The 23,180-nt window shown below is 68.5% G+C and carries 17 protein-coding genes; 4 read left to right on the forward strand and 13 right to left on the reverse strand.

Annotated elements, in window-relative coordinates; genetic code table 11:
• Window positions 1-466: 466 nt before the first annotated feature.
• From ssb to cysC, 11 genes are all read right to left on the reverse strand, one after another.
• Window positions 467-1,039, reverse strand: a complete 573-nt coding sequence (ssb, locus tag ACIGHN_RS23405; protein ID WP_056411021.1) for a single-stranded DNA-binding protein — start codon at window positions 1,037-1,039, stop codon at window positions 467-469.
• A gap of 124 nt (window positions 1,040-1,163) precedes the next feature.
• Window positions 1,164-2,333 carry an MFS transporter gene (locus ACIGHN_RS23410; protein WP_396506454.1) on the reverse strand — a complete coding sequence of 390 codons (1,170 nt, stop codon included), beginning with the start codon at window positions 2,331-2,333 and terminating at the stop codon, window positions 1,164-1,166.
• Between the two features lie 384 nt (window positions 2,334-2,717).
• Window positions 2,718-7,070 carry a DUF4347 domain-containing protein gene (locus ACIGHN_RS23415; RefSeq protein ID WP_396506429.1) on the reverse strand — a complete coding sequence of 1,451 codons (4,353 nt, stop codon included), beginning with the start codon at window positions 7,068-7,070 and terminating at the stop codon, window positions 2,718-2,720.
• Window positions 7,067-7,924 carry a sulfotransferase gene (locus ACIGHN_RS23420; protein WP_396506431.1) on the reverse strand — a complete coding sequence of 286 codons (858 nt, stop codon included), beginning with the start codon at window positions 7,922-7,924 and terminating at the stop codon, window positions 7,067-7,069. Before ACIGHN_RS23420 ends, ACIGHN_RS23415 begins: the two co-directional genes overlap by 4 nt.
• 75 nt (window positions 7,925-7,999) lie before the next feature.
• The gene (locus ACIGHN_RS23425; RefSeq protein ID WP_056411036.1) at window positions 8,000-8,536 is read right to left on the reverse strand and encodes a phage tail protein; all 537 of its coding nucleotides are present in this window, start codon (window positions 8,534-8,536) and stop codon (window positions 8,000-8,002) included.
• A gap of 16 nt (window positions 8,537-8,552) precedes the next feature.
• Window positions 8,553-9,080 carry a phage tail protein gene (locus tag ACIGHN_RS23430; protein ID WP_056411038.1) on the reverse strand — a complete coding sequence of 176 codons (528 nt, stop codon included), beginning with the start codon at window positions 9,078-9,080 and terminating at the stop codon, window positions 8,553-8,555.
• 22 nt (window positions 9,081-9,102) lie between these two features.
• A complete protein-coding gene (locus tag ACIGHN_RS23435) occupies window positions 9,103-9,621 on the reverse strand; it encodes a phage tail protein (RefSeq protein ID WP_056411040.1) in 519 nt (172 codons plus the stop codon).
• 5 nt (window positions 9,622-9,626) lie between these two features.
• Window positions 9,627-10,187, reverse strand: a complete 561-nt coding sequence (locus tag ACIGHN_RS23440; protein ID WP_396506434.1) for a GNAT family N-acetyltransferase — start codon at window positions 10,185-10,187, stop codon at window positions 9,627-9,629.
• On the reverse strand, window positions 10,177-11,346 hold the full coding sequence (locus ACIGHN_RS23445) for a sulfotransferase family protein (protein ID WP_396506436.1): 1,170 nt from the start codon (window positions 11,344-11,346) through the stop codon (window positions 10,177-10,179). Before ACIGHN_RS23445 ends, ACIGHN_RS23440 begins: the two co-directional genes overlap by 11 nt.
• Window positions 11,339-11,977: an aspartyl/asparaginyl beta-hydroxylase domain-containing protein gene (locus ACIGHN_RS23450; protein WP_056411051.1), complete on the reverse strand. Its 639-nt coding sequence runs from the start codon at window positions 11,975-11,977 to the stop codon at window positions 11,339-11,341. The genes ACIGHN_RS23445 and ACIGHN_RS23450 overlap by 8 nt, the downstream gene beginning before the upstream one ends.
• A complete protein-coding gene (gene cysC, locus ACIGHN_RS23455) occupies window positions 11,974-12,657 on the reverse strand; it encodes an adenylyl-sulfate kinase (RefSeq protein ID WP_396506438.1) in 684 nt (227 codons plus the stop codon). The genes ACIGHN_RS23450 and cysC overlap by 4 nt, the downstream gene beginning before the upstream one ends.
• Before the next feature lie 256 nt (window positions 12,658-12,913).
• Between cysC and uvrA the strand changes: the two genes are divergently transcribed.
• Entirely contained in the window at window positions 12,914-15,991 is a 3,078-nt protein-coding gene (gene uvrA, locus ACIGHN_RS23460) for an excinuclease ABC subunit UvrA (protein ID WP_396506439.1), read from the forward strand.
• A 72-nt stretch (window positions 15,992-16,063) separates the two neighbouring features.
• Here uvrA and ACIGHN_RS23465 read toward each other — a convergent pair whose 3' ends face one another.
• On the reverse strand, window positions 16,064-17,044 hold the full coding sequence (locus ACIGHN_RS23465; protein WP_396506441.1) for an alpha/beta hydrolase: 981 nt from the start codon (window positions 17,042-17,044) through the stop codon (window positions 16,064-16,066).
• A 140-nt stretch (window positions 17,045-17,184) separates the two neighbouring features.
• Between ACIGHN_RS23465 and ompR the strand changes: the two genes are divergently transcribed.
• Window positions 17,185-17,931: a two-component system response regulator OmpR gene (ompR, locus tag ACIGHN_RS23470; protein ID WP_396506442.1), complete on the forward strand. Its 747-nt coding sequence runs from the start codon at window positions 17,185-17,187 to the stop codon at window positions 17,929-17,931.
• Window positions 17,928-19,373 (forward strand): ATP-binding protein, encoded by a 1,446-nt coding sequence (locus ACIGHN_RS23475; protein ID WP_396506444.1) that lies wholly within the window; start codon window positions 17,928-17,930, stop codon window positions 19,371-19,373. The genes ompR and ACIGHN_RS23475 overlap by 4 nt, the downstream gene beginning before the upstream one ends.
• Before the next feature lie 261 nt (window positions 19,374-19,634).
• Here ACIGHN_RS23475 and ACIGHN_RS23480 read toward each other — a convergent pair whose 3' ends face one another.
• A complete protein-coding gene (locus tag ACIGHN_RS23480; protein WP_396506446.1) occupies window positions 19,635-21,683 on the reverse strand; it encodes a sigma-54-dependent Fis family transcriptional regulator in 2,049 nt (682 codons plus the stop codon).
• Window positions 21,684-21,990: 307 nt separating this feature from the next.
• Between ACIGHN_RS23480 and ACIGHN_RS23485 the strand changes: the two genes are divergently transcribed.
• Window positions 21,991-23,180 (forward strand): aldehyde dehydrogenase family protein (locus tag ACIGHN_RS23485; protein WP_396506448.1); only part of this gene is annotated, 1,190 nt, incomplete at its 3' end.

Raw genomic sequence — 23,180 nt, forward strand, 5'->3', positions numbered from 1 at the left:
GGCCGATCAGGCCACGTGACGGAAGGCCTTTTGGCGAGAAAACGCCAGGTCCGCGATGATCTGCGAGTTATGTGTGAGGTATGTTTCAAAGTGTTGCGCGCGTAGCATGGATGCCGCAACTTGACAAACATGCCCTTCCCCGTCGCATGGAATTCGTGTAAGCCGTGGGTCAGTATCCAGGCCGCTTCAGCCTGCTGCCCGTCCGGCGTGGTGTGCCGTGCTGCTGGTGGCGGGGTGACAGGTGAGCGTTCGAACGCTCGCCCCACGGCACGGCACTGAGCGAGCACAGCTTTCACAAAGGACAAGGGGTGGTCCAAGCCTGTCGCAGGGGTCTGCTGCGGCGCTGCGTTGCACAGCGCTGGCTTGCTATGGGGGAGGGATCAGAGCCCGGCCGCAGGCCGGGTCGCTGTGCTCAGCGGTCAGGGTGCGCACCGGTTGCGCCCTGCCAACCGCTGGCCGGTCGTGGTCAGAACGGAATGTCGTCGTCCATGTCGTCGAACCCCGACGCGGCACGCGGTGCCTGCGCTGCGGGCGCAGGAGCCGGGCGCTGTGCCGGTGGGCGGGCTGCCTGCTGCGGCGCAGGAGCTGCACGCCGTGGAGGGGGCGCTTGGTCGTAGCCGCCGCCCTGGTCGCCACCATAGCCGCCACCGTCGTCATAACCACCGCCGCCGCCTTGCTGGCCACCGCCACCGCCGCCCATGCCCTGGCGGCTGCCCAGCATCTGCATCTGGTCGGCACGGATTTCGGTGCTGTACTTTTCCACGCCGCTCTGGTCGGTCCACTTGCGGGTGCGCAGGGATCCTTCCACATACACCTGCGAGCCCTTGCGCAGGTACTGGCCGGCGATCTCGGCCAGGCGGCCGTTGAAGACCACGCGGTGCCACTCGGTCGCTTCGCGCATCTCGCCGCTTTGCTTGTCTTTCCACTTGTCGGTGGTGGCAATCGTCACATTGGCCACCTGGTCGCCGCTGGGAAAGGTGCGCATTTCAGGGTCTCGGCCCAGGTTGCCGACGATGATGACTTTGTTCACGGATGCCATGCTGCTCTACCTCGAAGTTAAAGGGCGCCCGTCGTTGAGAAGGAGTCCGGGCGCCAAACGCTCCATTGTGCCGCAACGCCGCCAGCCCGGGCCACAAAGCAAAGCGCCTGGCCGGAGGAGTTGGTCAGCGTTTCACGGGCCGCAAAGGCCAGGTCAGCACCAGCCACAGGGCCGTCAGTCCTGCGGTCACCGCGAACAGGCCCGGTGCCCCCGCCCACTTCACCAGCGCGCCGCCCAGGGCGCCACCGGCAAACAGGCCCAGCGACTGCAAGGTGTTGTAGCTGCCCAAGGCCGCGCCGCGCAGCAGCGGCGGCGCCATGCGCGAGACCAGGCTGGGCTGGCTGGCCTCCAGTGCATTGAATCCGCAAAAGAACACGAAGAGCAGCGGCCCCAGCACCCACAGCGTGGCCGGCATGCCGCTGGCGGCCAGCGCACCCAGGCCCACCTGCACCAGCAGCACCAGCGCAATGGCGCCCAGCAGCGCGGCCCGCAGGCGCCCCGCCCGCTCCAGCGCGAACAACCCGCCCATCGCCGCGAACGACAGCACCACGGCGGGTAGGTACACCTGCCAGTGGTGGTCCTTGGCCAGGCCCGCCTGCACCAGCATGGCCGGCACGGCCACCCACATCGACAGTTGCACCGTGTGCAGCACGAAGACGCCCAGGTTCAGGCGCAGCAGATCCGGGTGGGCCCACACATCGGCCAGGCGGCCGCGGGGGGCGTTCTGGTGTTGCAGGGGCTCGGGCGGCACCCACCACAGCACCACCGCGATGCCTGCCAGGGCCAGGGCGCAGGTCAGGCCGAACAAACCCGCCAGGCCGATGTGGGCCGTCAGCACAGGTGCCGCCACCAATGCCACGGCGAACATCAGGCCGATGCTGCCACCCACCAGCGCCATCGCCTTGGTGCGCACCGCGTCGCGCGTCTGGTCGGCCAGCAGCGCCGTCACGGCGGCGGACACGGCACCGGCGCCCTGCAGCGCACGGCCCACCAGCAGCCCGGTCAGGGAGTCGGCCAGCGCCGCCAGCAGGCTGCCGGCAGCGAACACCAGCAGACCGAGCACGATCACCCGCTTGCGGCCCCACCGGTCGGATGCCATGCCCAGCGGCAATTGCAGCATCGCCTGCGTGAGGCCGTAGATACCCATCGCCAGGCCCACCAGCGCCGGATCGTCCCCACCGGGATACTTGCGGGCCTCCAGCGCGAACACGGGCAGCACCAGGAACAGGCCCAGCATGCGCAGCGCGAAGATGAGTGCCAGGCTGAGGCTGGAGCGGCGCTCCAGCGGGGTCATGGTGGTGGAAGGTGTCACGGGCGCGGAAGCGGCGGTTGGCAAGGGCTGGGGCACGTCGGGGCGCACGGATGGGGGCGTGGGTGAAAGCAAGCGAAGCCGCGATTTTCGCCCATCGCCTCGCGGGGGCTCCCAAACCGGTCTAGACCGGGGCTGATTCACGCGGGTTATGTGCCCCAAACAGGCGTGTGCTGTGGCGGTGGCCGCAAGCATCCTCTCTTGCACCGCATCCGCGCGGCGGGCCCGTGCCGAGCAATGCGGCCCGCTGGCCTGCGTGTCGGCGTCTCTTCAGGCGGCATGCGCAGCACGCGGCACGCGCATCCGGCTACCGTCCCTCCATGCCGCACCCCCTGGCTGTCAGCATGGGTGCGGCGATGGTGCTGCGCCTCAGCCGGCGCGGCGTTGGCGGTATCTCACTCCCAGCCAGCCGACGATGGACGCCATGAGGGCCAGCGCCCAAGGGTTGTCGACAGGGATTCCCACAGCGCCGCTTCCAGGTGCGGCCAGGGCGGGTGCGAACGGGTCGCGGATGGTGCCCAGCGCAGAGTCGGAATCGCCGACGCCGTTGTCGGTCACTGTGTAGACCACCGTACGGCGGTCGGGGCTCAAGGTGGCGCCGGTCCAGGCGAACCAGGTGGAGGTGAGCGCGCCGGGCGTGGCTGGCCCGAGCTTCCAGAACTGCACACCTGCCGGGAGGGGATCCGGATAGTTCAGCGTGAGGGTGACATTGCTCGTGCAGCCCGTGGCGAGGAATTGGAAGCCGCCATGGGGAAGCGTATAGCCTCCCGGTGTACTGCCAGGCGTGATGAACGCTGTGCCGCCGCTGTTGAGCGTACAAGCGGCGCCGCCGCCCGACAGGGTGGCCGTGGCCAAGCCTGCCATGCCTGGCACTGTCCCGGACACTACCAACTGCGCATTCACGGCAAAAGTGCGGGTGACTTGTGTCGCTGCCAGATAACTGCCGTTGCCCGCCTGGTCTGCATTGATGGTGCAGTTGCCCGCCGTCACGAAGGTCAGCGCACCGCCGGGAGTGATGGAGCAGGAGCCCGGCGAGCCGGAGGTGAATGTCGGTGACAAACCAGAGTCGGAGGTGGCTGTCAGCGTGGGGGTGGTCCCGAAGTTCTGCGTGCCCGGGTTGGTGAAGGTGATGGTCTGGACGGCTTTGGGCGTGACGGAGTTGGAGGCCGCGGAAGCCGCGCCCGTACCAGCTGCGTTGTCCGCCGTCACGGTGAAGGTGTAGGCCTGGCCGTTGGTCAGGCTCGTGACCACGATGGGTGACGACGCGCCGCTCACGGGTGCCACGTCTGGCGGGTTGGCGGTCACGGTGTAGCCGGTGATGGCAGAGCCCCCTGTATTGGTGGGCGCCACGAACGCCACCGACACCTGGGTGTCGCCCGCCGTGGCGACCACGGATGTGGGGGCGGCCGGCACAACGGGGCTGACCGTGAAGGAGCGCGAAACCTGGGGGGCAGCCAGGAAGCTGCTGTTACCCGCCTGGTTGGCGTTGATGGTGCAGGTGCCGGCCGTGACGAAGGTCAACACCCCTGCGGAGGTGATGGTGCACACACCCGTCGTGGACGAGGTGAAGGTTACCGGCAGCCCCGAGGTGGAGGAAGCGCCTCCGCCCAAGGTGGACAGGTCCGGGCTGGTGCCGTAGGTCTGCGTCCCCGGATTGGCGAAGGTGATCGTCTGTGGCGCCGCCGGCGTGACCGAATTGGAGGCCGCCGAGGCCGGCCCCGCGCCCGCGCTGTTCGTCGCGGTGACGGTGAAGGTGTAAGCCACGCCGTTGGTCAGACTGGTCACGGTGATGGGTGAGCCTGCGCCGGTGCCCGTTATCCCCGTCGGACTGGAGGTGACGGTATACCCTGTGATGGCGGCCCCCCCGTTGCTGGCCGGTGCGCTGAAGGTGACCGATGCCTGGGTGTCACCCGCCGTGGCGGTACCGATGGTAGGTGCGCCGGGCACGATGGCGTTGACCGTGAATGTACGCGGCACCGTGGTGGCCGCGTTCCAGGTGCCGTTGCCGGCCTGGTCCGCATCGATGGTGCAGGAGCCTGCCGTCACGAAGGTCAGCGTGCCGCCGCTGGTGATGGTGCACACGCCTGTGGTGGACGAGGTGAACGTCGGTGTCAGGCCGGACGAGGCGGTCGCCGTCAATGTGGGCGAGGTGCCGAAGCTCTGCGGGCCTGGGTTCGCGAAGGTGATCGTCTGGTTGCCCTTGGGCGTCACGGAGTTGGATGCGCCAGACGCCGTGCTGGTGCCCACGCCGTTGGTAGCCGTGACGGTGAAGGTATAGGCCGTGCCGTTGTCGAGCCCGGTGACTGTCGCGGTACAGGCTGCCGGCCCCGCGCATGTGCCAGTGGCCCCTCCCGGGTTGGCCGTGGCGGTGTAGGTCGTGATGGCGGAGCCGCCGTTGCTGGCCGGCGCGGAGAACGTCACGGAGGCTTGGGCATCGCCCGGCGTGGCGGTGCCGATCGTGGGGGCGCCTGGCGCGGTGAGGACGTTCACCGTGTGCGTGCTGCCGCCGTTGTACGCGGGTATGGAGTTGCCCACACCATCAATGATGTTGGTGCCCCCATTGAGGTTGACCTTGAGGGTGCCCGTGCCACTGATGCCGGCGATGTTCACGTCGACGGTTGACCCGCTGCTTGCGGACACGCTGGCGATGCTGCCGGATGCCGAGCCCGTCCCCACGAGCATGAAGTCGTCGGTGGAAACGTTGGCCACGGACTCGCTGAAGCTCACCGTGAAAGCCATGCTGGTGGCGCCGCTGCCGGGCGACCCGTTCACCGCGATGCTGCTGACGAACGGCGCTATGTTGTCCACGGCGGCGTTGGTGGTGTCACCCGTAGTTGTCACATTGCCGGCGTTGTCCTGGGCGGTAACGACGACGTTGCGGTTGTTGGCAGCGATGCCCCCTGCCACGATGGTGTAGGTCGCCGTCCAGGTGCCGCTGCTGTTGGTGGCCGGCACCGCGGCACCGCCGCCGAACTGGGCGAAGTTCACCGTCACGCTGCTGATGATGTCGGTGTTGTTGTCGCCGCCGGCCGTGTTGTCCCACGTGGCCGTGACGGTATCGCCGATCCGGTAGGCGCCCCCAATGCCCGAAGCACCACTGATGTTGATACTGCCGTCCGTAACGGTGAGGGCCACGCTGTCCACCGTGGCGTTGGTGGTGTCGGCCGTGGTGGTGCTGCCGCCGGCATTGGTGGCGGTGACGCTGACATTGCGGTTGATGGCGTCAATGGAGCCCGCCGTGATGGTGTAGGTGGCGCTCCAGGTGTTGCCGCTGTTGGAGGCTGTCACGGCAGAGCCGCCGCCGAACTGGCTGAAGTCCACCGTGACGCCCGTTATGCCGCTGTTATTGTCGCCACCGGCGGTGTTGTTCCAGGTCGCGGTGACGGTGTCGCCGATCTTGTACGCGCCGCCGGTGCCCGAGGCACCGGAGATGCTGATGCGGCTGTCGGTGACGGCGGGCGGTGGTGGCACGGCTAGTGCGTTGACAATCGTGAAGTTGCGGAACTCCATATATGCAGCCTCGTCAACAGGAGCATTGCAGCCATTGTCGCAATCGAAGTACAGCTTGAACCCTCTGAGGTTTACGCCGGCAAATGACCCCAGCGAAAACGAGAACGAGTCGTCTACACCAGCAGTGCCATTGATCGGTGGGGAGGTAATCGTGGTTCCATCTGTCTTTATGCCGACCACACGAACATTGCTCAGTGCGACTCCCGACGCACTGTACCCCGGTGCTTCACCAGCGGTCAGCGCAGTCAACTGAAACTGGGTCGTGCTCGTGCCATTTGCACGAACGTAGAAGTAATTGCCTGTGTCAGACCAGCCTGTGGAAGCATAGGCAATACTGGGGTTACCGGAGAGGCGATTGATATTGAGCGCAGCGCCTGAATCTTTGCGTGCAGTCGCGATGAAGTCGCTATCCGTGAGCTGGTTTCCTCCGTCCGAAAATGTAGTGAAATTTTTGAGGCCGTCAGGGGAAGCCAAGACGTCCGAATAGTCTTTCAGCGCCCTCTCCGAAAACGCCAGGGTCGCCTCGATGCTGCCACGGATCACTTCCAGGTTCCAGTCGCCTCCGAGCGCCGAATTGCCTGTGGGGTTGCTGGAGGCCGCCACGTCCAGACCCGTGTCGGCTTGCAGGATGTCGAGCAATGCCTCACCGCTTGCGTCGGCCGCAAGGTTGCAGCCATAAAACAGCAGGTCACCACCCTCGCGGACCGAAGTGCGCAATGCCGCAAGAGCCGACAGATCGCGGTGCAGGTCGTCTGCACGGACCCGACTGCTCCCCAGGCGAAGCTCACCAGCACTTGCATGCGAGACCACGTGGATCGCGGCCAGATTGCGGTAGTTGCGCAGGGCCTCGGCCAACTGCGGAAGTCCCGGGCGGGCGGGATCAATCTCCACTGCGGCCACATTGGGCTTTAAGCCCCGGTACAGCGTGGCCTTGTCGGCGACGGAGCCGTCGATGACCACCAGTTCGGTGGCCACTGGTTGCTGCAGGATATCCAGGGTGGCGATTTCGGTCGGTGCAGCGGCATGCCGGGCCGGCGGCTTGGCCTTCTGGGGCGCCGTGACCGCGGGGCTCAAGGCGTCTATCTGCAGGCGCGCATGGCTGCGCGGCTGATAGCCCCCACGCATCAGGTACCCCCCGGCCGAGGTGGCCGCGGCGTGGGCTGCAAAGGGAAACAGCAGCGTCGAAAGACCGCTGAGCAGGGCACGGTTCATGGGGTGTCCTTAGTGGTGTCCGTGTGGGGAGCGTTGGCCCGGCGGGGGGCGACGATGCTGGCCAAGGTGCCGGTCTGGTCTTGCCAGAAGTCCATGTCCTGGTACTTGGCGAACAGGTCCGGCGGCAGAATGCTGCGGCGCGGCTTGAACGCGACCTTCTTCTTCACGTCGTGCAGGCCCTTGACGCCGAGGTGCTGGTCGAACTCGTTCTCGGAATACTCGACGTTGTCGAAGTCGTGCTGGAACGATTCCTCGCCGAGGAAGCGGTAGATCAGCTCCAGCGTGCGCCGGGGGTGCTGGGTGAGGAGGTCGTAGTCCACCAGCAAAAGCCGGTCGGAAAACTCGCCGTAATAGGCTTCCTTGAGCGCGGTCCAGGCGCTGCCCACGGAGCCGCCCGCAGACATCATGACCTCGCAGCGCGAGTAGACCGTGTGCCGGCTCCCTGCGTTGTACATGCGGCTGTAGTCGAACGGGTTCTTGCGGTGGATGACTTCGAAGCTGTCCATCACCCAGGCGGGGTTGCGCACGCAGCAGACCATCTTGAAGCCGCCCACCAGCTCGGCCAGCTGGTGCATTCGTGCCGTCCAGTGGCGGTTGGTGTCAAAGATGACGGGCTCGGTCTTGTCAGCGTAGTAGGCATCGATCAATGCGCGGCAGATGGCCTTTCGCTTGGCCGCGTCGAAAAAAGCGTAGGACTCACTGCCCGCCCCCATCTGCTCCAGCACGCCGTTGACAAGCCCTGCCACGGGGCTGCTCATGGCCGCGTGAAAGCGCGGGTTCTGGCGCAGGATGCCTGCGAGCAGGGTGGAGCCCGAACGTGGAAGGCCGGAAATGAAATGCAGGGTATGCGGCATGTGGCAATGGGGGGCAGTGGACGCTTGCCGGGCGACTGCTCGTCGGTCAGTCGCCCGTCGCGTCGCGGGGCTGCGTCAGTTGCGGGCGGGGAATTCGCCTCGCAGCGCGATGCAGTAGTTCAGCACCAGGAAGGGCTGCCTGTTTTCGTGGGGCGTCGTCCCGCCGCTGGGCAGCAGCGTGTTGGGCGCCATCGGGGCCGAGGGGGTGCCGCCTGTCTGCATGTACTGGATGACACCGCTGCCTCCGCGTGCATCGCGGCTCAGGTAGCTGTTGCTGTCGGGTGCTGGCAGGGTGCCGATGTTGTTCATGCCGGTGATCTGGTGGTTGTGCATCGGCATTTCGGTGGACAGCAGCGTCACGCTGTCGGACCCTGCGATCTCGCCCCAAAACCATTGGCTCAGGCCCGGGCTCTGCCCGGGAGAGACGATCACGCGACCTTGCAGGTCGGGCAGTCCGAACGTGGTCTTGCCGTCCCCTCCGTACGTGGTGCCCAGTATCGAGAACAAGGCCGTGTTGCTGGTGATGGGCAGCACCTGGCCGTTGCACAACGCCCAGTCCTTGGGCGCGAAGCTGAAGGGAAATGCCCGGATTTCTCCAATGAACTGATCCATACGATTCTCCTGTTGCTCAGTTGCGGCTGGGGAAAATGCCTTCGAGGGCAATGATGTAGTTGATGGCCATGCTGGGCATGATGTTGTCGTGCGGCTGGCTGCCACCCGCGACCGTCACGGCAGTGGGCGCCATGGCCTGGGGCTTGGGGTCGGTGCCGGGCACCGGGCCGTAGAGGTTGTCGGTGCCGGTCTGCGCGAACAGCATGCCGCTCGCCCGGGCGCTGGTCGCCGTGGCGGAGGTGGCGTTGAACGTGTGGGTGTGCTGGGGCAACTGCTGGGTGAGCAAGGTGACGCTCTCGCTGCCGTACAGCTGCGACACCACGCGGGGGGTCAAGCCCAGGCCCGTGCCCTGCCCGACCGGCACCCGCCCGCACAAGTTCGGCAGGGCGAAAGTGTTCTGGCCGTCGCCCCCATACCGGATGCCGATGAGCACGTAGAGGGTCTGGTATTCACTGATGCTGAGCAAGGCTCCGTTGCACAGCGCCCATCCCCGCGGCGCGAAGTTGCCGGCAAAGAGACGGATATCTCCGACATAGCTTTCCATGGTGGGTCTTTCAGTCAGTCGTTCAATTGCGGGAAGGGAAGACACCGGTCACCGCGATGCAGTAGTTCAGCACCAGGGACGGCTGGCAGTTATCGTGCGGCTGGCCTGCGCCTTCCGTGCTGACGCAGCCTGGCGCCAGCGCCTGCACGGGGCTCGAGGCATCTGCATACAGGTTCACGGGATTGCCCCCTGCGACGGCCGAGCCGACCAGGGCGCCGGTGAATTCGGCGCTGTTGGCATTGCCTGCGGACGCCATCACGGCGTGGATGTGCGCGGGCATCTCACTCGCTACCAGACTCACTGTCTCCGAGCCTCCCAGGCTGCCGTACGGAGTAGCCTGCGCGGCATGCCGCACAGACCGTCCGCGCAGGTCCGGAAGCTGGAAGTTGGTCGTGCCGTTGCCGCCGTAGGTGACGCCCAGCAAGGTGAACAGGGCCTGGTTGGTGCTGATGGCCAGCGTCTGCCCTTGGCACAGCATCCAGCCCTTGGGCGGCCATTCGTAGGGCAGGAGGCGGATTTCTCCGAGGTAAGGGGTTGCCATGGGGCTCAGCCTTTCGTTATGGTGGAAATGAACGAGGGTTTCGCGCGTGGGTCTTCATGCGCTTCGCGGGGGGGGAGAGGGCGCCACAGCATCCGCCATTGAACCGGTTGCTGCTCGGTGGCTTCGAACCCCAGCGCCAGGTACAGGCGAAGGGCGGGTTGATTCAGAGGGTTCACGGACAATGTGACAGCTTGACGACCCATCTCGCGCGCCTGGGCCTGCACCTGCTGGACCAGCGTGCGCCCATGGCCGCAGCCGCGCGAGTGCGGCGCCACCGCGAGGTCCACGATGTGCAGCGTGTCGTCGTCATCGTCGAGCACCAGGGCGCCGATGGGTTCGTGGCCGGCCAGCGCGATCACTGTGCGGGCCTGCGGAAAGCGGCGTCCGTAGTCTGCCTGCCGGAAGGCGTACTGCTGGTCCACCAGCGCTTGCAGCGCGGCCGGCGGAAGGCCCAGTGCATGCAGGTGTGCGCAGTGCGAATCGAAAAGCGCGCGCAGGAACGGCGCATCCTGCGCGCCGCCCGGGCGCGTGTGCAAGAGCAGTGGGGACTGCGTGTCAGCCAGCATTTGCCACCTCGGGTTCGGGCGCTGCCTGCTTCGCCGGGGACACCAGCGCCCGGTGCAGCGAAGACAGCCGCTGCGCAATGGCCCGGGACTCGGCGGCATCGAACACCGCGGCCTTGGCGCTGCGATCCGGCTGGAAGCGGATATCCGGAAGCTTGGCGTTGCGCTGCATGCGCTGGGCGATCCGCTGCTGGCCTTGAGCATCGCAGCGCAGGCCGAACATCCCGGCGACCTGGCGCACGGTGTTGCCGTTCAGCTGGCGGTAGTCGATGCAGGTGGTGTGTGGCTCTGCAGGGAGCGCCAGCATGCCCTCCATCAGGCCGTGGAGCACGCGGATGCGGTGCTCCAGCACCGAGGCATTTGCGGACACCACGAACACCGGCGCCACGCCGGCGAGCGAGGGGTCTCCCGACATGTGCCGGCCCGCCTGCGCGTGGTGGGACGCGAGGATTTCCACGGGGTCGCGCACCAGCGCCACGATGGGAACGGTGGGGTACGCACTGCGCAGCATCCGTGCATGGAAGATGTCCCACGCATTCCACTTGATGACCACCCGGCGGCCTGGAAAAAGGCTGGCCTTCACATCGATCAGGCTCTCGACGCCAGCGCGCTTCTCTTCAGGACTCAGCGCAGGGTCGACCAGCACCTCGGTGAGCACCGGGGACTCGGAGAAGACCGCCGCTTCGTCCAGCTCCGACAGGCAGCCGGACAGCAGCGTGGAGCCGCAGCGCGACAGGTGAAGGATGAACCCCGCGGGCCGGGCCCGGGGCACCCGCCGGGCGCAGGCCGCCAGGGCGCGCAAGGAGGTCCGGGGCGTGATCAGTTGGTTCAGCGTGGTGCTTTGCCAGCAACGGCTCAGGTACTCGTCGTGGAAGGGTTCGGTGGGTGCGCCATCGGGCAGGCACCAGTGCAGGTGTTGGCCGCGAGCGTGGTAGCTGCGGGGCAGCCAGATCCCAGCCATGCCGGCAGCCACCTCGTCGGGCAGGTTGTCGCGGTTGAGCGCGTCGAGGGCCTGCAGGATGTCCGCGTCGCTGTGGCCGCCTGCACCCCAGAGGCCCCGCAGCGCAGCCAGCAGGTCCACCACGGACCGGGCTTGCCGGCACAGCGCCAGCTGCTGCGGCGAGCCGAGCAGCGTGTGGTAGGCGTGCCGCAGGTCAAGCACCGAACGCACCTTCCTGGATGCGGCGCACCAGCCACGGGTTGGCCACGCAGTCCATGACCAGGTGCGTGCGTGCCGCCCGGCTGCGATTCACCACCGCGTGCTCCTCGTCGGCGTTGAAGTACCAGAACTCGCCTTCGCGCATGGGCACTTCCTGGCCTGCGACGAGGAAATGCACACCAGGATGGGTCCAGACCGGCACATGCAGGCGCGCCTCGCCGCAGCCCAGGTGCAGGCCATGGTCCCGGTGGGGCTTGATGCTGGCGCCCGCATGCAGCCGCATCAGCCGCGCAGACTTCAGCGGGCACTCCAGCCGGGCCATCAGTTGCCGGATGGCAGGGCAATCCTGCAGTACCGGCAGGTCGTTCCAATCGCGGGCTCCGTCGTTCAGGGCAAAGCCCTGCAGGATGGGGTGCGCCGCGACATGCTGGCTCTGGCAGCGCAGCGGCAACACGTCCCATGCGCCGTCGTAGTCACCCCGGTTGACGTGGGGCAGCCAGCTGCGTGCCATCAGCTGCGAGACTTCATCCTGCAGCGCGGTGATGGGCACGGGTATGCGCAGGCGCGAGAACAGCGGCCCGCGCACCCCCTGCGCCTCGGCGGGCGCGGCCGCAAGGGCCATGGGCATGCTCATGGCAGCGGCACGTGATCGGCTTCACGCGGGAGATGGGCTTGGGGTACGCGCTGTACGATGGTGGGCATCGTGTCTTGTGAAGGTTCCAGCAAGGCCAGCATCCGCCCCACGCAGGCATCGATGGAAAGCTGGTCCGTGCGCAGTGCGAGGTCGGGTGCGAGCGGGGGCTCGTAGGGTGAGTCGATGCCCGTCAGGTGTGACAGGGCGCCGCTGCGCGCCTTCTGGTACAGGCCCTTGGTGTCGCGCTGCTCGGCCACTGCGAGCGGTACATCCACGAAGACCTCCAGGAAGTCGCCGGGTGCGAACAGGTCCCGGGCCGCTTGGCGCTCCGCGCGGAAGGGGGAGATGAAAGCCACCAGCACCAGCACGCCCGCATCGACGAAGAGCCGCGCGACCTCGGCCACGCGGCGAATGTTCTCCACGCGGTCCGCGTCCGAGAACCCCAGATCCTTGCACAGGCCGCGCCGCACGTTGTCGCCGTCGAGCACATAAGTGCGCCTCAGGCCCCGGTGAAGCTCCACTTCCAAGGCGTTCGCCAGCGTGGATTTGCCCGCACCGGACAGCCCGGTGAACCAGACCACCCGCCCGCCATGCCCGGACAGTTGCTCCCGGTCTTCACGCAGCACGCTGAAGGTCTGAGGGGTTACTGCGGATTGACGGTGGAGATCTTGGGGTGGCATGAGAACGTAACAGGCATTGCGAGCGTTGCAAACAAGGGTGCAGGGGGTTTGTGCGTGAATATGTGCGAATCCACTTGCGCACACAAGAAAAAAAATGACAGGTGTTATTTTTCTTGTGCGACACGTGCACCGACGGACCCCAGTGCTGTCAAACAACGGTGCGGTTAGAGGCCCCGTCCATGTCAATCCCACGAGTCCATGCACGCAGGAGGGCCGTGACCTATCATGGTCGGTTTTCCTGCACCAGGCCCCACCCGTGACCGACCACACCGCCCCGTCACCCGCCACACCTGATGACGGCACGTACCTCGCCCGCGCCCTGCGCGAGCAGCGCATCAGCATCCGCGGCGCGCGCACGCACAACCTCAAGAACATCGACCTCGACATCCCCCGCAACCAGCTGGTGGTGATCACGGGGCTGTCGGGGTCGGGCAAGTCGAGCCTGGCGTTCGACACGCTCTATGCCGAAGGCCAGCGGCGCTATGTGGAGAGCCTGTCGGCCTATGCCCGGCAGTTCCTCGGGCGGCTGGACAAGCCCGATGTCGACCTCATCGAGGGCCTGTCGCCCGCCATCAGCATCGAGCAGAAGGCCACCAGCCACAACCCGCGCTCCACCGTGGGCACGGTGACCGAGATCCACGACTACCTGCGGCTGCTGTACGCCCGCGCCGGCACGCCCTACTGCCCCGACCACGGCCTGCCGCTGGCCGCGCAGACCGTGAGCCAGATGGTGGATGCCGTGCTGGCCCTGCCCGAGGACACCAAGCTCATGCTGCTCGCGCCCGTGGCGCGCGAGAAGAAAGGCGAGTTCACCGAGCTGTTCGCGCAGATGCAGGCGCTGGGCTACGTGCGCTTTCGCGTCGACGGCCAGATATATGAGCACGAAAACCTGCCTGCGCTCAAGAAAACCGAGAAGCACAACATCGACGTGGTGATCGACCGCATCAAGGTGCGGGCCGACCTGCAGCAGCGCCTGGCCGAGAGCATCGAGTCGGTGCTGCGCGTGGGCGGGCACGAGGGCAACGGCCGCGTGCTGGCGCTGGAGATGGACACGGGGCAGGAGCACCTGTTCAGCAGCAAGTTCGCCTGCCCCGTGTGCAGCTACTCGCTGCCGGAGCTGGAGCCGCGCCTGTTCTCGTTCAACTCGCCCATGGGCGCGTGCCCTGCGTGCGACGGCATCGGCCAGCGCGACGTGTTCGACCCGGCGCGTGTGGTGGCCTTTCCCACGCTGAGCCTGGCCAGCGGTGCCATCAAGGGCTGGGACCGGCGCAACGGCTACTACTTTGCGATGCTCGAGAGCCTGGCCAAGCACTACGCGTTCAACATCGAGGCGCCGTTCGAGTCGCTGCCCGCGCCGGTGCAGCACGCCATCCTGCACGGCTCGGGCGACGAAGAAATCGCCTTCAGCTACATCATGGACAGTGGTGCCTCCAAGGGCAAGGTGTATGCCAAGAAGCACCCGTTCGAAGGCATCATCCCCAACATGGCGCGGCGCTACCGCGAGACCGATTCGGTGGTGGTGCGCGAGGACCTGGCGCGCTTTCGCAGCACCCAGCCCTGCCCCGAATGCCACGGCACCCGCCTGCGCCGCGAAGCCCGCCACGTGCGGCTGGGCGAGGGCGAGCAGGCCCGTGCCATCTTTGAAGTGAGCCACGCCACGCTGAACACCGCCCATGCCTGGTTCAACGACCTCCAGCTCACCGGCGCCAAGGCCGAGATCGCCGGCAAGGTGGTGCGCGAGATCGCCACCCGCCTGCAGTTCCTGAACGACGTGGGGCTGAGCTACCTGAGCCTGGACCGCAGCGCCGAGACCCTCTCCGGCGGCGAGGCGCAGCGCATCCGCCTCGCGTCCCAGATCGGCTCGGGCCTCACCGGCGTGATGTACGTGCTGGACGAGCCCAGCATCGGCCTGCACCAGCGCGACAACGACCGCCTGATCGCCACGCTCAAACACCTGCGCGACATCGGCAACAGCGTGATCGTGGTCGAGCACGACGAAGACATGATGCGCGCCGCCGACCACGTGATCGACATGGGCCCCGGCGCGGGCGTGCACGGCGGGCGCGTGATGGCGCAGGGCACCTACGACGAAGTGCGCGGCAACACGCAGTCGCTCACCGGCCAGTACCTGTCGGGCGTGCGCTCGATTGCCGTGCCCCCGCGCCGCACGCCCTGGCTGCCGGTGCTCGAGCAACAGGCTGCGCCCGTGGTGGAGGCCAAGGCCAAGTCGCGCTTTCCGCAGACCGAAGCCAGCAAACGCCGCGCCGAGCGCATGGCCGAGCACCACGCGCGCCAGGGCGCCCTGCAGGCGCTGCGGGTGGCAGGCGCCACGGGCAACAACCTCAAGAACGTGACGGTGGATTTTCCGGTGGGGCTGCTCACCTGCGTGACGGGCGTGTCGGGCTCGGGCAAGAGCACGCTGGTCAACGACACGCTGTACGCCGCCGTGGCCCGCCAGCTGTACCGCGCGCATGAAGAGCCCGCCGCGCACGACGAGATCGTGGGCATCGAGTACTTCGATAAGGTCATCAACGTCGACCAGAGCCCCATCGGCCGCACGCCGCGCAGCAACCCGGCCACCTACACCGGCCTGTTCACCCCCATCCGCGAGCTGATGGCCGAGGTCAACACCGCCAAGGAGCGTGGCTACGGCCCCGGGCGTTTCAGCTTCAACGTGGCCGGCGGCCGCTGCGAGGCCTGCCAGGGCGACGGCGTAGTGAAGGTGGAGATGCACTTTCTGCCCGACGTGTACGTGCCCTGCGACATCTGCCACGGCCAGCGCTACAACCGCGAGACGCTGGAAGTGCTGTGGAAAGGCAAGAACATCGCGCAGATCCTGGAGCTGACGGTGGAAGACGCCGCCGCCTTCTTCAAGGACGTGCCGACCATTGCCCGCAAGCTGCAGACGCTGCTGGATGTGGGCCTGTCGTACATCCGCCTGGGCCAGGCGGCCACCACGCTGTCAGGCGGCGAGGCGCAGCGGGTGAAGCTGGCGCAGGAGCTTTCCAAGCGCGACACGGGCCGCACGCTCTACATCCTGGACGAGCCCACCACCGGCCTGCATTTTGCGGACATCGACCTGCTGCTCAAGGTGCTGCACCAGCTGCGCGATGCGGGCAACACCATCGTCATCATCGAGCACAACCTCGACGTCATCAAGACCGCCGACTGGCTCATCGACATGGGCCCCGAGGGCGGGGCGGGCGGCGGCACCGTGGTGGGCGTGGGCACGCCGGAGGACCTGGCGGCCAACCCGGCCAGCCACACGGGGCAGTACCTGGCGCCTTACCTGAAGTCCGCGAAATCTGCGAAGTCCGCGTCCAGTTTGTCGTGACGGATTCCTGCCGGCGGCGCTCGACCAGCGGGCGCAAGCAGCTATCGAATCAATAGCAACCGCCTGCGCGCCTCATCGCCCCAGCAGTCGCGCCACCAGCGGGTCCAGCGAGGCCATGAAGGCCTCCACCGCGCGGGTGTAGCCGCTGTCCAGGCCCAGCTCGCCATTGATCTCGCCGTGCTCGAGCGGCTCGGGCAGCACCTCGGCGCGCACGCCCAGGGTCGCGGCCTGGCGCGCCATGGCCTCGGCCTGCAGGCAGGGCTGGTCCGGGCGCTCGGTGGAGCACACCAGCTGGTAGGGCGGCGCACCGGCCACGAGCTGGTGGAAGGGCGACAGCAGCGCCCAGGCGGCCGGGTTCGTGCCGAAGGCCTCGTCGTACAGGCGGGCATGCGGCGCGGCCATGAGGCGCGGCACGTTCAGCACCGCGCTGTCCAGCGACACCGCGCCGAGCCACGGCCAGGCGCCCTGGCGCTGCGCGAACGCGGGCTGCGCGTTGATCAGCGACACCAGGTGCGCGCCTGCCGAGTGGCCCATCAGGATGAAGCGGCCGGGGTCGGCGCCCCACCCGGGCGCGCGCTGCTGGGCTGCGGCCAGCGCCTGGGCCACGTCGTAGGCCTGCTGCGCCACGGGGGTGTCGGGCAGCATGCGGTAGTTGATGGAGACGAACACGAAGCCACGCGCCACCCAGCGCGCCACCTTGTTCTCCACCACCTTCGGCATCGCCTTGTCGCCCGTGCGCCAGGCGCCGCCGTGCACCATGAAGATCACCGGTGCGCGCAGGCCGGCCGGGCGCGCGTCCGCGGGCGGCAGGTACACGTCCATGCGCTGGCGTGCGTCGCTGCCGTAGGGCAGGTCGGCCAGCTTCTGCACGCCGGCGGGCAGCGGCGCCGGATTTTGCAGCGCGCGCTCCAGCAGCCGGGCACGCAGGCGGTCGCCGGGCGTGGCGGGCGCGTCGGAGGCCTGGGCATGCGCCGGGGCATGGGCCAGCAGGGCGGCGCAGGCCAGCGCACACAGCAGGGCTGGGGCAGAGCGGAAGAAGGTGGCGGCAGACATGGTGGACAACTCCGAAGAAAAAGAAGGGATGCCTGCATGGTGCGGCTTCCACGCCCGGCTGCGGGTTGCGCCGCCGTGCCAAGCGATGACAAGGTATGACAGCGCCGCCACAGGCCGTCACCGCCTGTCATGATCCGCGCATGAACGATGCACGCGCCAAGATCCTCGTGGCCGATGACGAGCCCGACCTGCGGGCCCTGCTGCAGCGCTACCTCGGCGACCAGGGCTACACCGTGCGCACGGTGGACGGCGCGGGCCCGCTCAACGTGCTGCTGGCGCGCGAGCGCTTCGATGTGCTGGTGCTTGACGTGATGATGCCGGGCGAGGACGGCCTGGCCATCTGCCGGCGCCTGCGCGCGCAGGGCGAGACCATTCCCATCCTGATGCTCACCGCGCGCGGCGACCCGGTGGACCGCATCGTCGGGCTGGAGATGGGCGCCGACGACTACCTGCCCAAGCCCTTCAACCCGCGCGAGCTGCTGGCGCGCATCCAGGCCATGGTGCGGCGCCAGCGCCTGCTCGGGGCCCACGCCGGGCCGCGCCAGGCGGGCGGGCAGATTGCGTTCGGCGCGTTCACGCTGTGGCTGGACGAGCGCCGGCTCACGCGCGATGGCGCGGACGTGCCCCTGACCACGGGCGAGTTCGCGCTGCTGCAGGCCCTGGCCCGGCAGCCGCACCGGCCGCTGGGGCGCGACCGGCTCATCGCGCTGGCCTACGGCCCCGACCACGCGGCCACCGACCGCAGCATCGACGTGCAGGTGATGCGCCTGCGCAAGCTCATCGAGGCCGACCCCGCGCAGCCGCGCCACATCCGCACGGTGTGGGGCGTGGGCTATGTGTTCGTGCCCGACGGGGCCGCGCCGCAGGGTGCGGGCACCACGCCATGACGGCGCCGCACATCCCGGCCTCGCATATTCCGGCCGCGCATATTCCGGCCCCGCCCGCAGCGCCCTCAGCAGCGCCCGCCCGCCGCCGCAGTCCGTGGCCGCGCAGCCTGCTGGGGCGCAACCTGCTCCTGATCGCGGCGCTGGTGGTGCTGGGGCAACTGGTGGCGGTGGTGCTGGTGCGGCAGATGATCCTGCAGCCCCGGGTGGCGCAGGTGGCCGATGGCGTGGCGCGCAATGTGGCGGCGCTGAGCGCAGGGCTGCAGGCACTGCCTGCGGGCCAGCGCGCCGCGTTTGTCGAAGCCTTCAACCTCAAGGCAGCCCAGGCAGCCCAGGCAGCCCAGGCGGTGCCAATGTCTCCGCCCCGGCGCGCCTTGTTGTCGCCGCTGGAGCGGCAGTTCGTGCAGGCCGTGGCGCGGCGGCTGGAGGGCGGCGGCACCGCACCGGGCGGCGAGGCCGTGTGGCGGCGCGACAGCACGGGCGTGCTGGCGCTGCGTGTGGTGCACGACGGCACAGCCTACTGGCTGCACCTGCCCAGCGTGTTCCCCACCCGCGAGTTCACGGGGGCCTGGCTGCTGGCCACGCTGATCAGCGTGCTGCTGGCGTTGTGGGGGGCCTGGTGGCTGCAGCGGCACATCAACCGCCCGCTGGGCCAGGTGGTGGGGGCGGCGCAGCAGCTGGCGAAGGGCCAGGCCCCTGCCGCCCTGCCCGAGGACGGGCCCGACGAGATCGCCACCGTGGCGCGCAGCTTCAACCAGATGGCGCAGAGCCTGGCCGCGGCCGACCACGAGCGTGCGCTGATGCTGGCGGGCGTGTCGCACGACCTGCGCACGCCGCTGACCAAGCTGCGGCTGGGGGTGGAGATCGCAGGCCCCGGCCTGGATGCGCCGCTTGCGGCCAGCATGGCGCGCAGCATCGACGAGATGGACGGCATCGTCGGCCAGTTCCTGGACTTTGCGCGGGTGGGCGAGGCCGAGGCCGCCGCCATGGCATCGCTCAACGACCTGGCCCGGGCCGTGGCCGAGGCGCAGGCAGACCATGGTCGCAGCCTGCGGCTGGAGCTGGCCCCGCCCGCGCATTTGCCCGATGAGTCCGATATGCCCGATGTGCCCGTGCGCCCGCAGGCCCTGCGCCGTGCGCTGGACAACCTGGTGGAAAACGCGTGGCGCCACGGCGCGGCGCCGGTGGTGGTGCGCACCGGCACGGCGGGCGCCACGGCCTGGATCGAGGTGGCCGACCAGGGCCCGGGCATCGCGCCCGAGGCACTGGAGCGCATGCGCGAGCCCTTCGCGCGCGGCGGTGGCGCGGCGCGGTCGGGCGCACCGGGGGCGGGGCTGGGCCTGGCCATCGTGGACCGGGTGGCGCGCAGCCATGGCGGCCGGCTGGAGCTGCGCACCGCACCGGGCGCAGGGCTGTGCGCGCGGATCGTGCTGCCGCTGGCGTGAAACGGAGCGGGGAGTGCGTGGGCTGGCAGGCGGGGCATCCCGTGCCCTGTTCCTTCACTTCTCATGGGGGGAATCACAGCCAAAATGGCTGCTACCGCTTGTTGAATAAGCGCTAGCAGCTATTAAATCAATAGCTATTTGCCAGCGTTCCAGCGCGCCTGCGTGCGCCTCGGCCCGCCGCACCATGCGCCCCGCTGGCCGTCGCCGCGCTACCGCTTGCAGGTCACCGGTGCCGCTGCTTCCGCAAGCCCCGCTGCCCGCTCACCCCGGCGTTTTCTTGAGCTTGCGGTACAGCGTCTGGCGGCTGATGCCCAGGCGGCGCGCGGCCTCGGACATGTTGCCGCGGGTGGACTGCAGCGCCTGGTCGATGGCGGTGTGGGACAGCTGCCGCAGGTTGAGTGGCGCGGGCGGGGGGCCGTCGTCGTCTGCGGTGGCCGGGCCGGTGGGCCAGGCCGTGGGCCCGCTGCCTGCGTGTGCGTGTTCCTCTTTCTGTTCCTGCGCCGCCAGCGCCTGCGCCAGGTCGTCCGGCAGATGGTCCCAGCGCAGCGTGTCTTCGCCGTCGTCGAGCATGGCGCAGGCGGTGCGCAGCACGCTGGCGTACTGGCGCAGGTTACCGGGCCAGGGGTAGCGCGCCAGGCGGGCCAGCAGGTCGGGGGCCAGCTGCAGGCTGCGCGGCCGGCCGGGGCAGGGGCTGGGTCCTGTGGTCGGTGTGGCCAGCGAGCTCAGCAGCTGCTGCGTCAGCGCCAGGAAGTCGGTGCGCTCGCGCAGCGCGGGCAGCTGCACCGTCAGGCCGTTGATGCGGTAGTACAGGTCTTGCCGAAAGCGCCCTTGTTCGGCGGCCTGCATCAGCTGGCTGTGCGTGGCGCTCACCAGCGCAAAGTCCACCGTGTACGACTTGCCGGCGCCCACCGGCGTCACGCTGCGCTCCTGCAGCACGCGCAGCAGGCGGGTTTGCATGGCCAGGGGCATGTCGCCGATTTCATCGAGGAACAGCGTGCCGCCGTGGGCTTCGCGCAGCCGGCCCGCGCTGCCTTCCTTGCGCGCGCCGGTGAAGGCGCCGCCCACATAGCCGAACAGCTCGGCCTCGATGAGGTTCTCGGGGATGGCGCCGCAGTTGATGGCCACGAACGGGCCGTCGCGCCGCGGCCCGCTGGCGTGCAGCGCGCGGGCGAACACTTCCTTGCCCACGCCCGACTCGCCCTGGATCAGCACCGGGATCGGCTTGCCCACCACGCGGCGGGCCTTGTCGGCAGCGCTGCGCCAGCGGGCATCGCCCGTGTCCAGCTGCGCGAGGGCATCCGCGGCCTGAGCCGGTGCCTCGGCGTCGGAGCCTGCCACTGCGCTGCGGGCCGACGCCAGCGCGGTGCCCGGCCACGCCGCGGGGTCCATCTGCACCTGCGCGAACAGCAGGGCACCGCCGGGCAGGCGCACAGCCTGCGGCTGCTGCGGGCGGCGCTGGTGGTGCGACAGCAGGTCATCCAGCCGCGCATCCACCACGCGCTCGAGCTCGGTGGCGCCGACATCGCTGGCGCTCAGGCCCAGCTGGGCCAGGGCGGCGCGGTTGGCGCCCACGATCCAGCCGTCGCCCGACACGGCCACGATGCCTTCGGCCACGCTGCCGATGCCTTCGGGGTCGCGGTGCAGGTGCAGGCGGATGTTGCGCTTGCAGGCGGCGGCCAGCAGGCGGTTTTCGATCATGCGGGCCGCGGTGCTGACCAGGCCCAGCGTGTGCGCGTGCCCCTGGCGGTAGTCGCCCGAGATGTCAAGAATGCCCAGTAGCTCGCCGGTGGCCGACAGGATGGGCGAGGCCGCGCAGGTGAGAAAGCTGTTGCGCTCCAGAAAATGCTCCCCGCCGTGCACCTCCACGGCCGTGCATTCGGCCAGCGCGGTGCCGATGGCGTTGGTGCCCCGGTGCGCTTCGTGCCACGACGCGCCGCTCGTCAGCGCCACGCGCTCGGCCTTGCCCACGAAGCCCGGGTCGCCCAGCGTGTGCATCAGCATGCCGCGGCGGTCGGCCAGCACCACCACGCTCTGGCTGTGGCGCACCTGTTCGAAGAGGTATTCCATCACCGGCCGTGAATGCGCCAGCAGCTCGGGGTTGCTGGCCAGCGCATGGCGCAGCGTGCCGCTGCTCGCGTGCTCCACGCCCGGCGCCCGGCCCGTGGGCGCGAGGCCAGCGGCCATGCTGCGGCTCCACGAGCGGGCCAGGCGCTCGTCCAGCAGGCCGCTGGGGCACTGGCCGAACTCCAGCAGGTGCTGGCGGGCCTGTCGCAAGGCCACAAGGGGTGGAATGGTGGCGGAAGAACGCACGCGCTGGTCTCCTGTGCAGGCGTCTGGTGCACCCGCTGCGGCCAGTATGGCGCCCCCACCCGGCCGGGGCAAGGGCGCCGGCCTGCCGCGCGGTGCGGGTGTTCCATTTCGTGACAGGTGTGGCGTTGCGGAACACGGCGGGCGGGCACGGTGTGACGGTCCGGACAGTGCTCCGACAGAAAAATCCCCATGAAATCAACGGTCCGCTGCGTGCCAGGCGCTGGCATGCGTCTTGAGTAGGGGAGTGCATCGGAGCGGCCCGCGCGGCCGGCCGATGCCACACACAACATTCCTGGAGACAACGCACATGACCGTATACGCAGCCCCCGGCGCCGCCGGCGCCAAGATCGCCTACCAAGCCCGGTACGACAACTTCATCGGCGGCCAGTTCGTGGCCCCGGTCAAGGGCCAGTACTTCGACGTGATCTCGCCGGTGAACGGCAAGGTCTACACCCAGGCCGCGCGCTCCACCGCCGAAGACATCGAGCTGGCGCTGGACGCCGCCCATGCCGCTGCCGATGCCTGGGGCAAGACGGACGCCGCAACGCGCAGCAACATCCTGCTCAAAATCGCCGACCGCATCGAGCAGAACCTGGAGTTGCTGGCCTATGCCGAAACCGTGGACAACGGCAAGGCCATCCGCGAGACGCTGAACGCCGACATCCCCCTCACCGTGGACCACTTCCGCTACTTTGCGGGCTGCGTGCGCGCGCAGGAAGGGGCGCTCTCCAACATCGACGAGAACACCGTGGCGTACCACATCCAGGAGCCGCTGGGCGTGGTGGGCCAGATCATCCCGTGGAACTTCCCCATCCTGATGGCCGCGTGGAAGCTGGCCCCGGCGATCGGCGCGGGCAACTGCGTGGTGCTCAAGCCCGCGGAGTCCACGCCGATTTCCATTTTGATCCTGGCCGGGCTGATCGCCGACCTGCTGCCGCCGGGCGTGCTCAACATCGTCAACGGCTACGGGCGCGAGGCGGGCATGCCGCTGGCCACCAGCAAGCGCATCGCCAAGATCGCGTTCACCGGCTCCACCAGCACCGGACGCGTGATCGCGCAGGCCGCTGCCAACAACCTCATCCCCGCCACGCTGGAGCTGGGCGGCAAGAGCCCCAATGTGTTCTTCGCCGACATCATGGACAAGGACGACGCCTTCCTGGACAAGGCCATCGAAGGCCTGGTGCTGTTCGCGTTCAACCAGGGCGAGGTCTGCACCTGCCCGTCGCGTGCGCTGATCCAGGAAAGCATCTACGACAAGTTCATGGAGCGCGTCTTGAAGCGCGTGGCCGCCATCCAGCACGCCAACCCGCTCGACACCGACAGCATGATGGGTGCGCAAGCCAGCAAGGAGCAGCTCACCAAGATCCTGTCGTACCTGGACCTGGGCAAGCAAGAAGGCGCCGAGGTGCTGGCCGGAGGCGGCCAGGCCCACCTGGGCGGCGACCTGGAAGGCGGCTACTACGTGCAGCCCACGCTGTTCAAGGGCCACAACATGAT

The sequence above is a fragment of the Acidovorax sp. NPDC077693 genome, from assembly GCF_044542805.1.
In the GTDB taxonomy this organism is placed as follows: domain Bacteria; phylum Pseudomonadota; class Gammaproteobacteria; order Burkholderiales; family Burkholderiaceae_C; genus Acidovorax.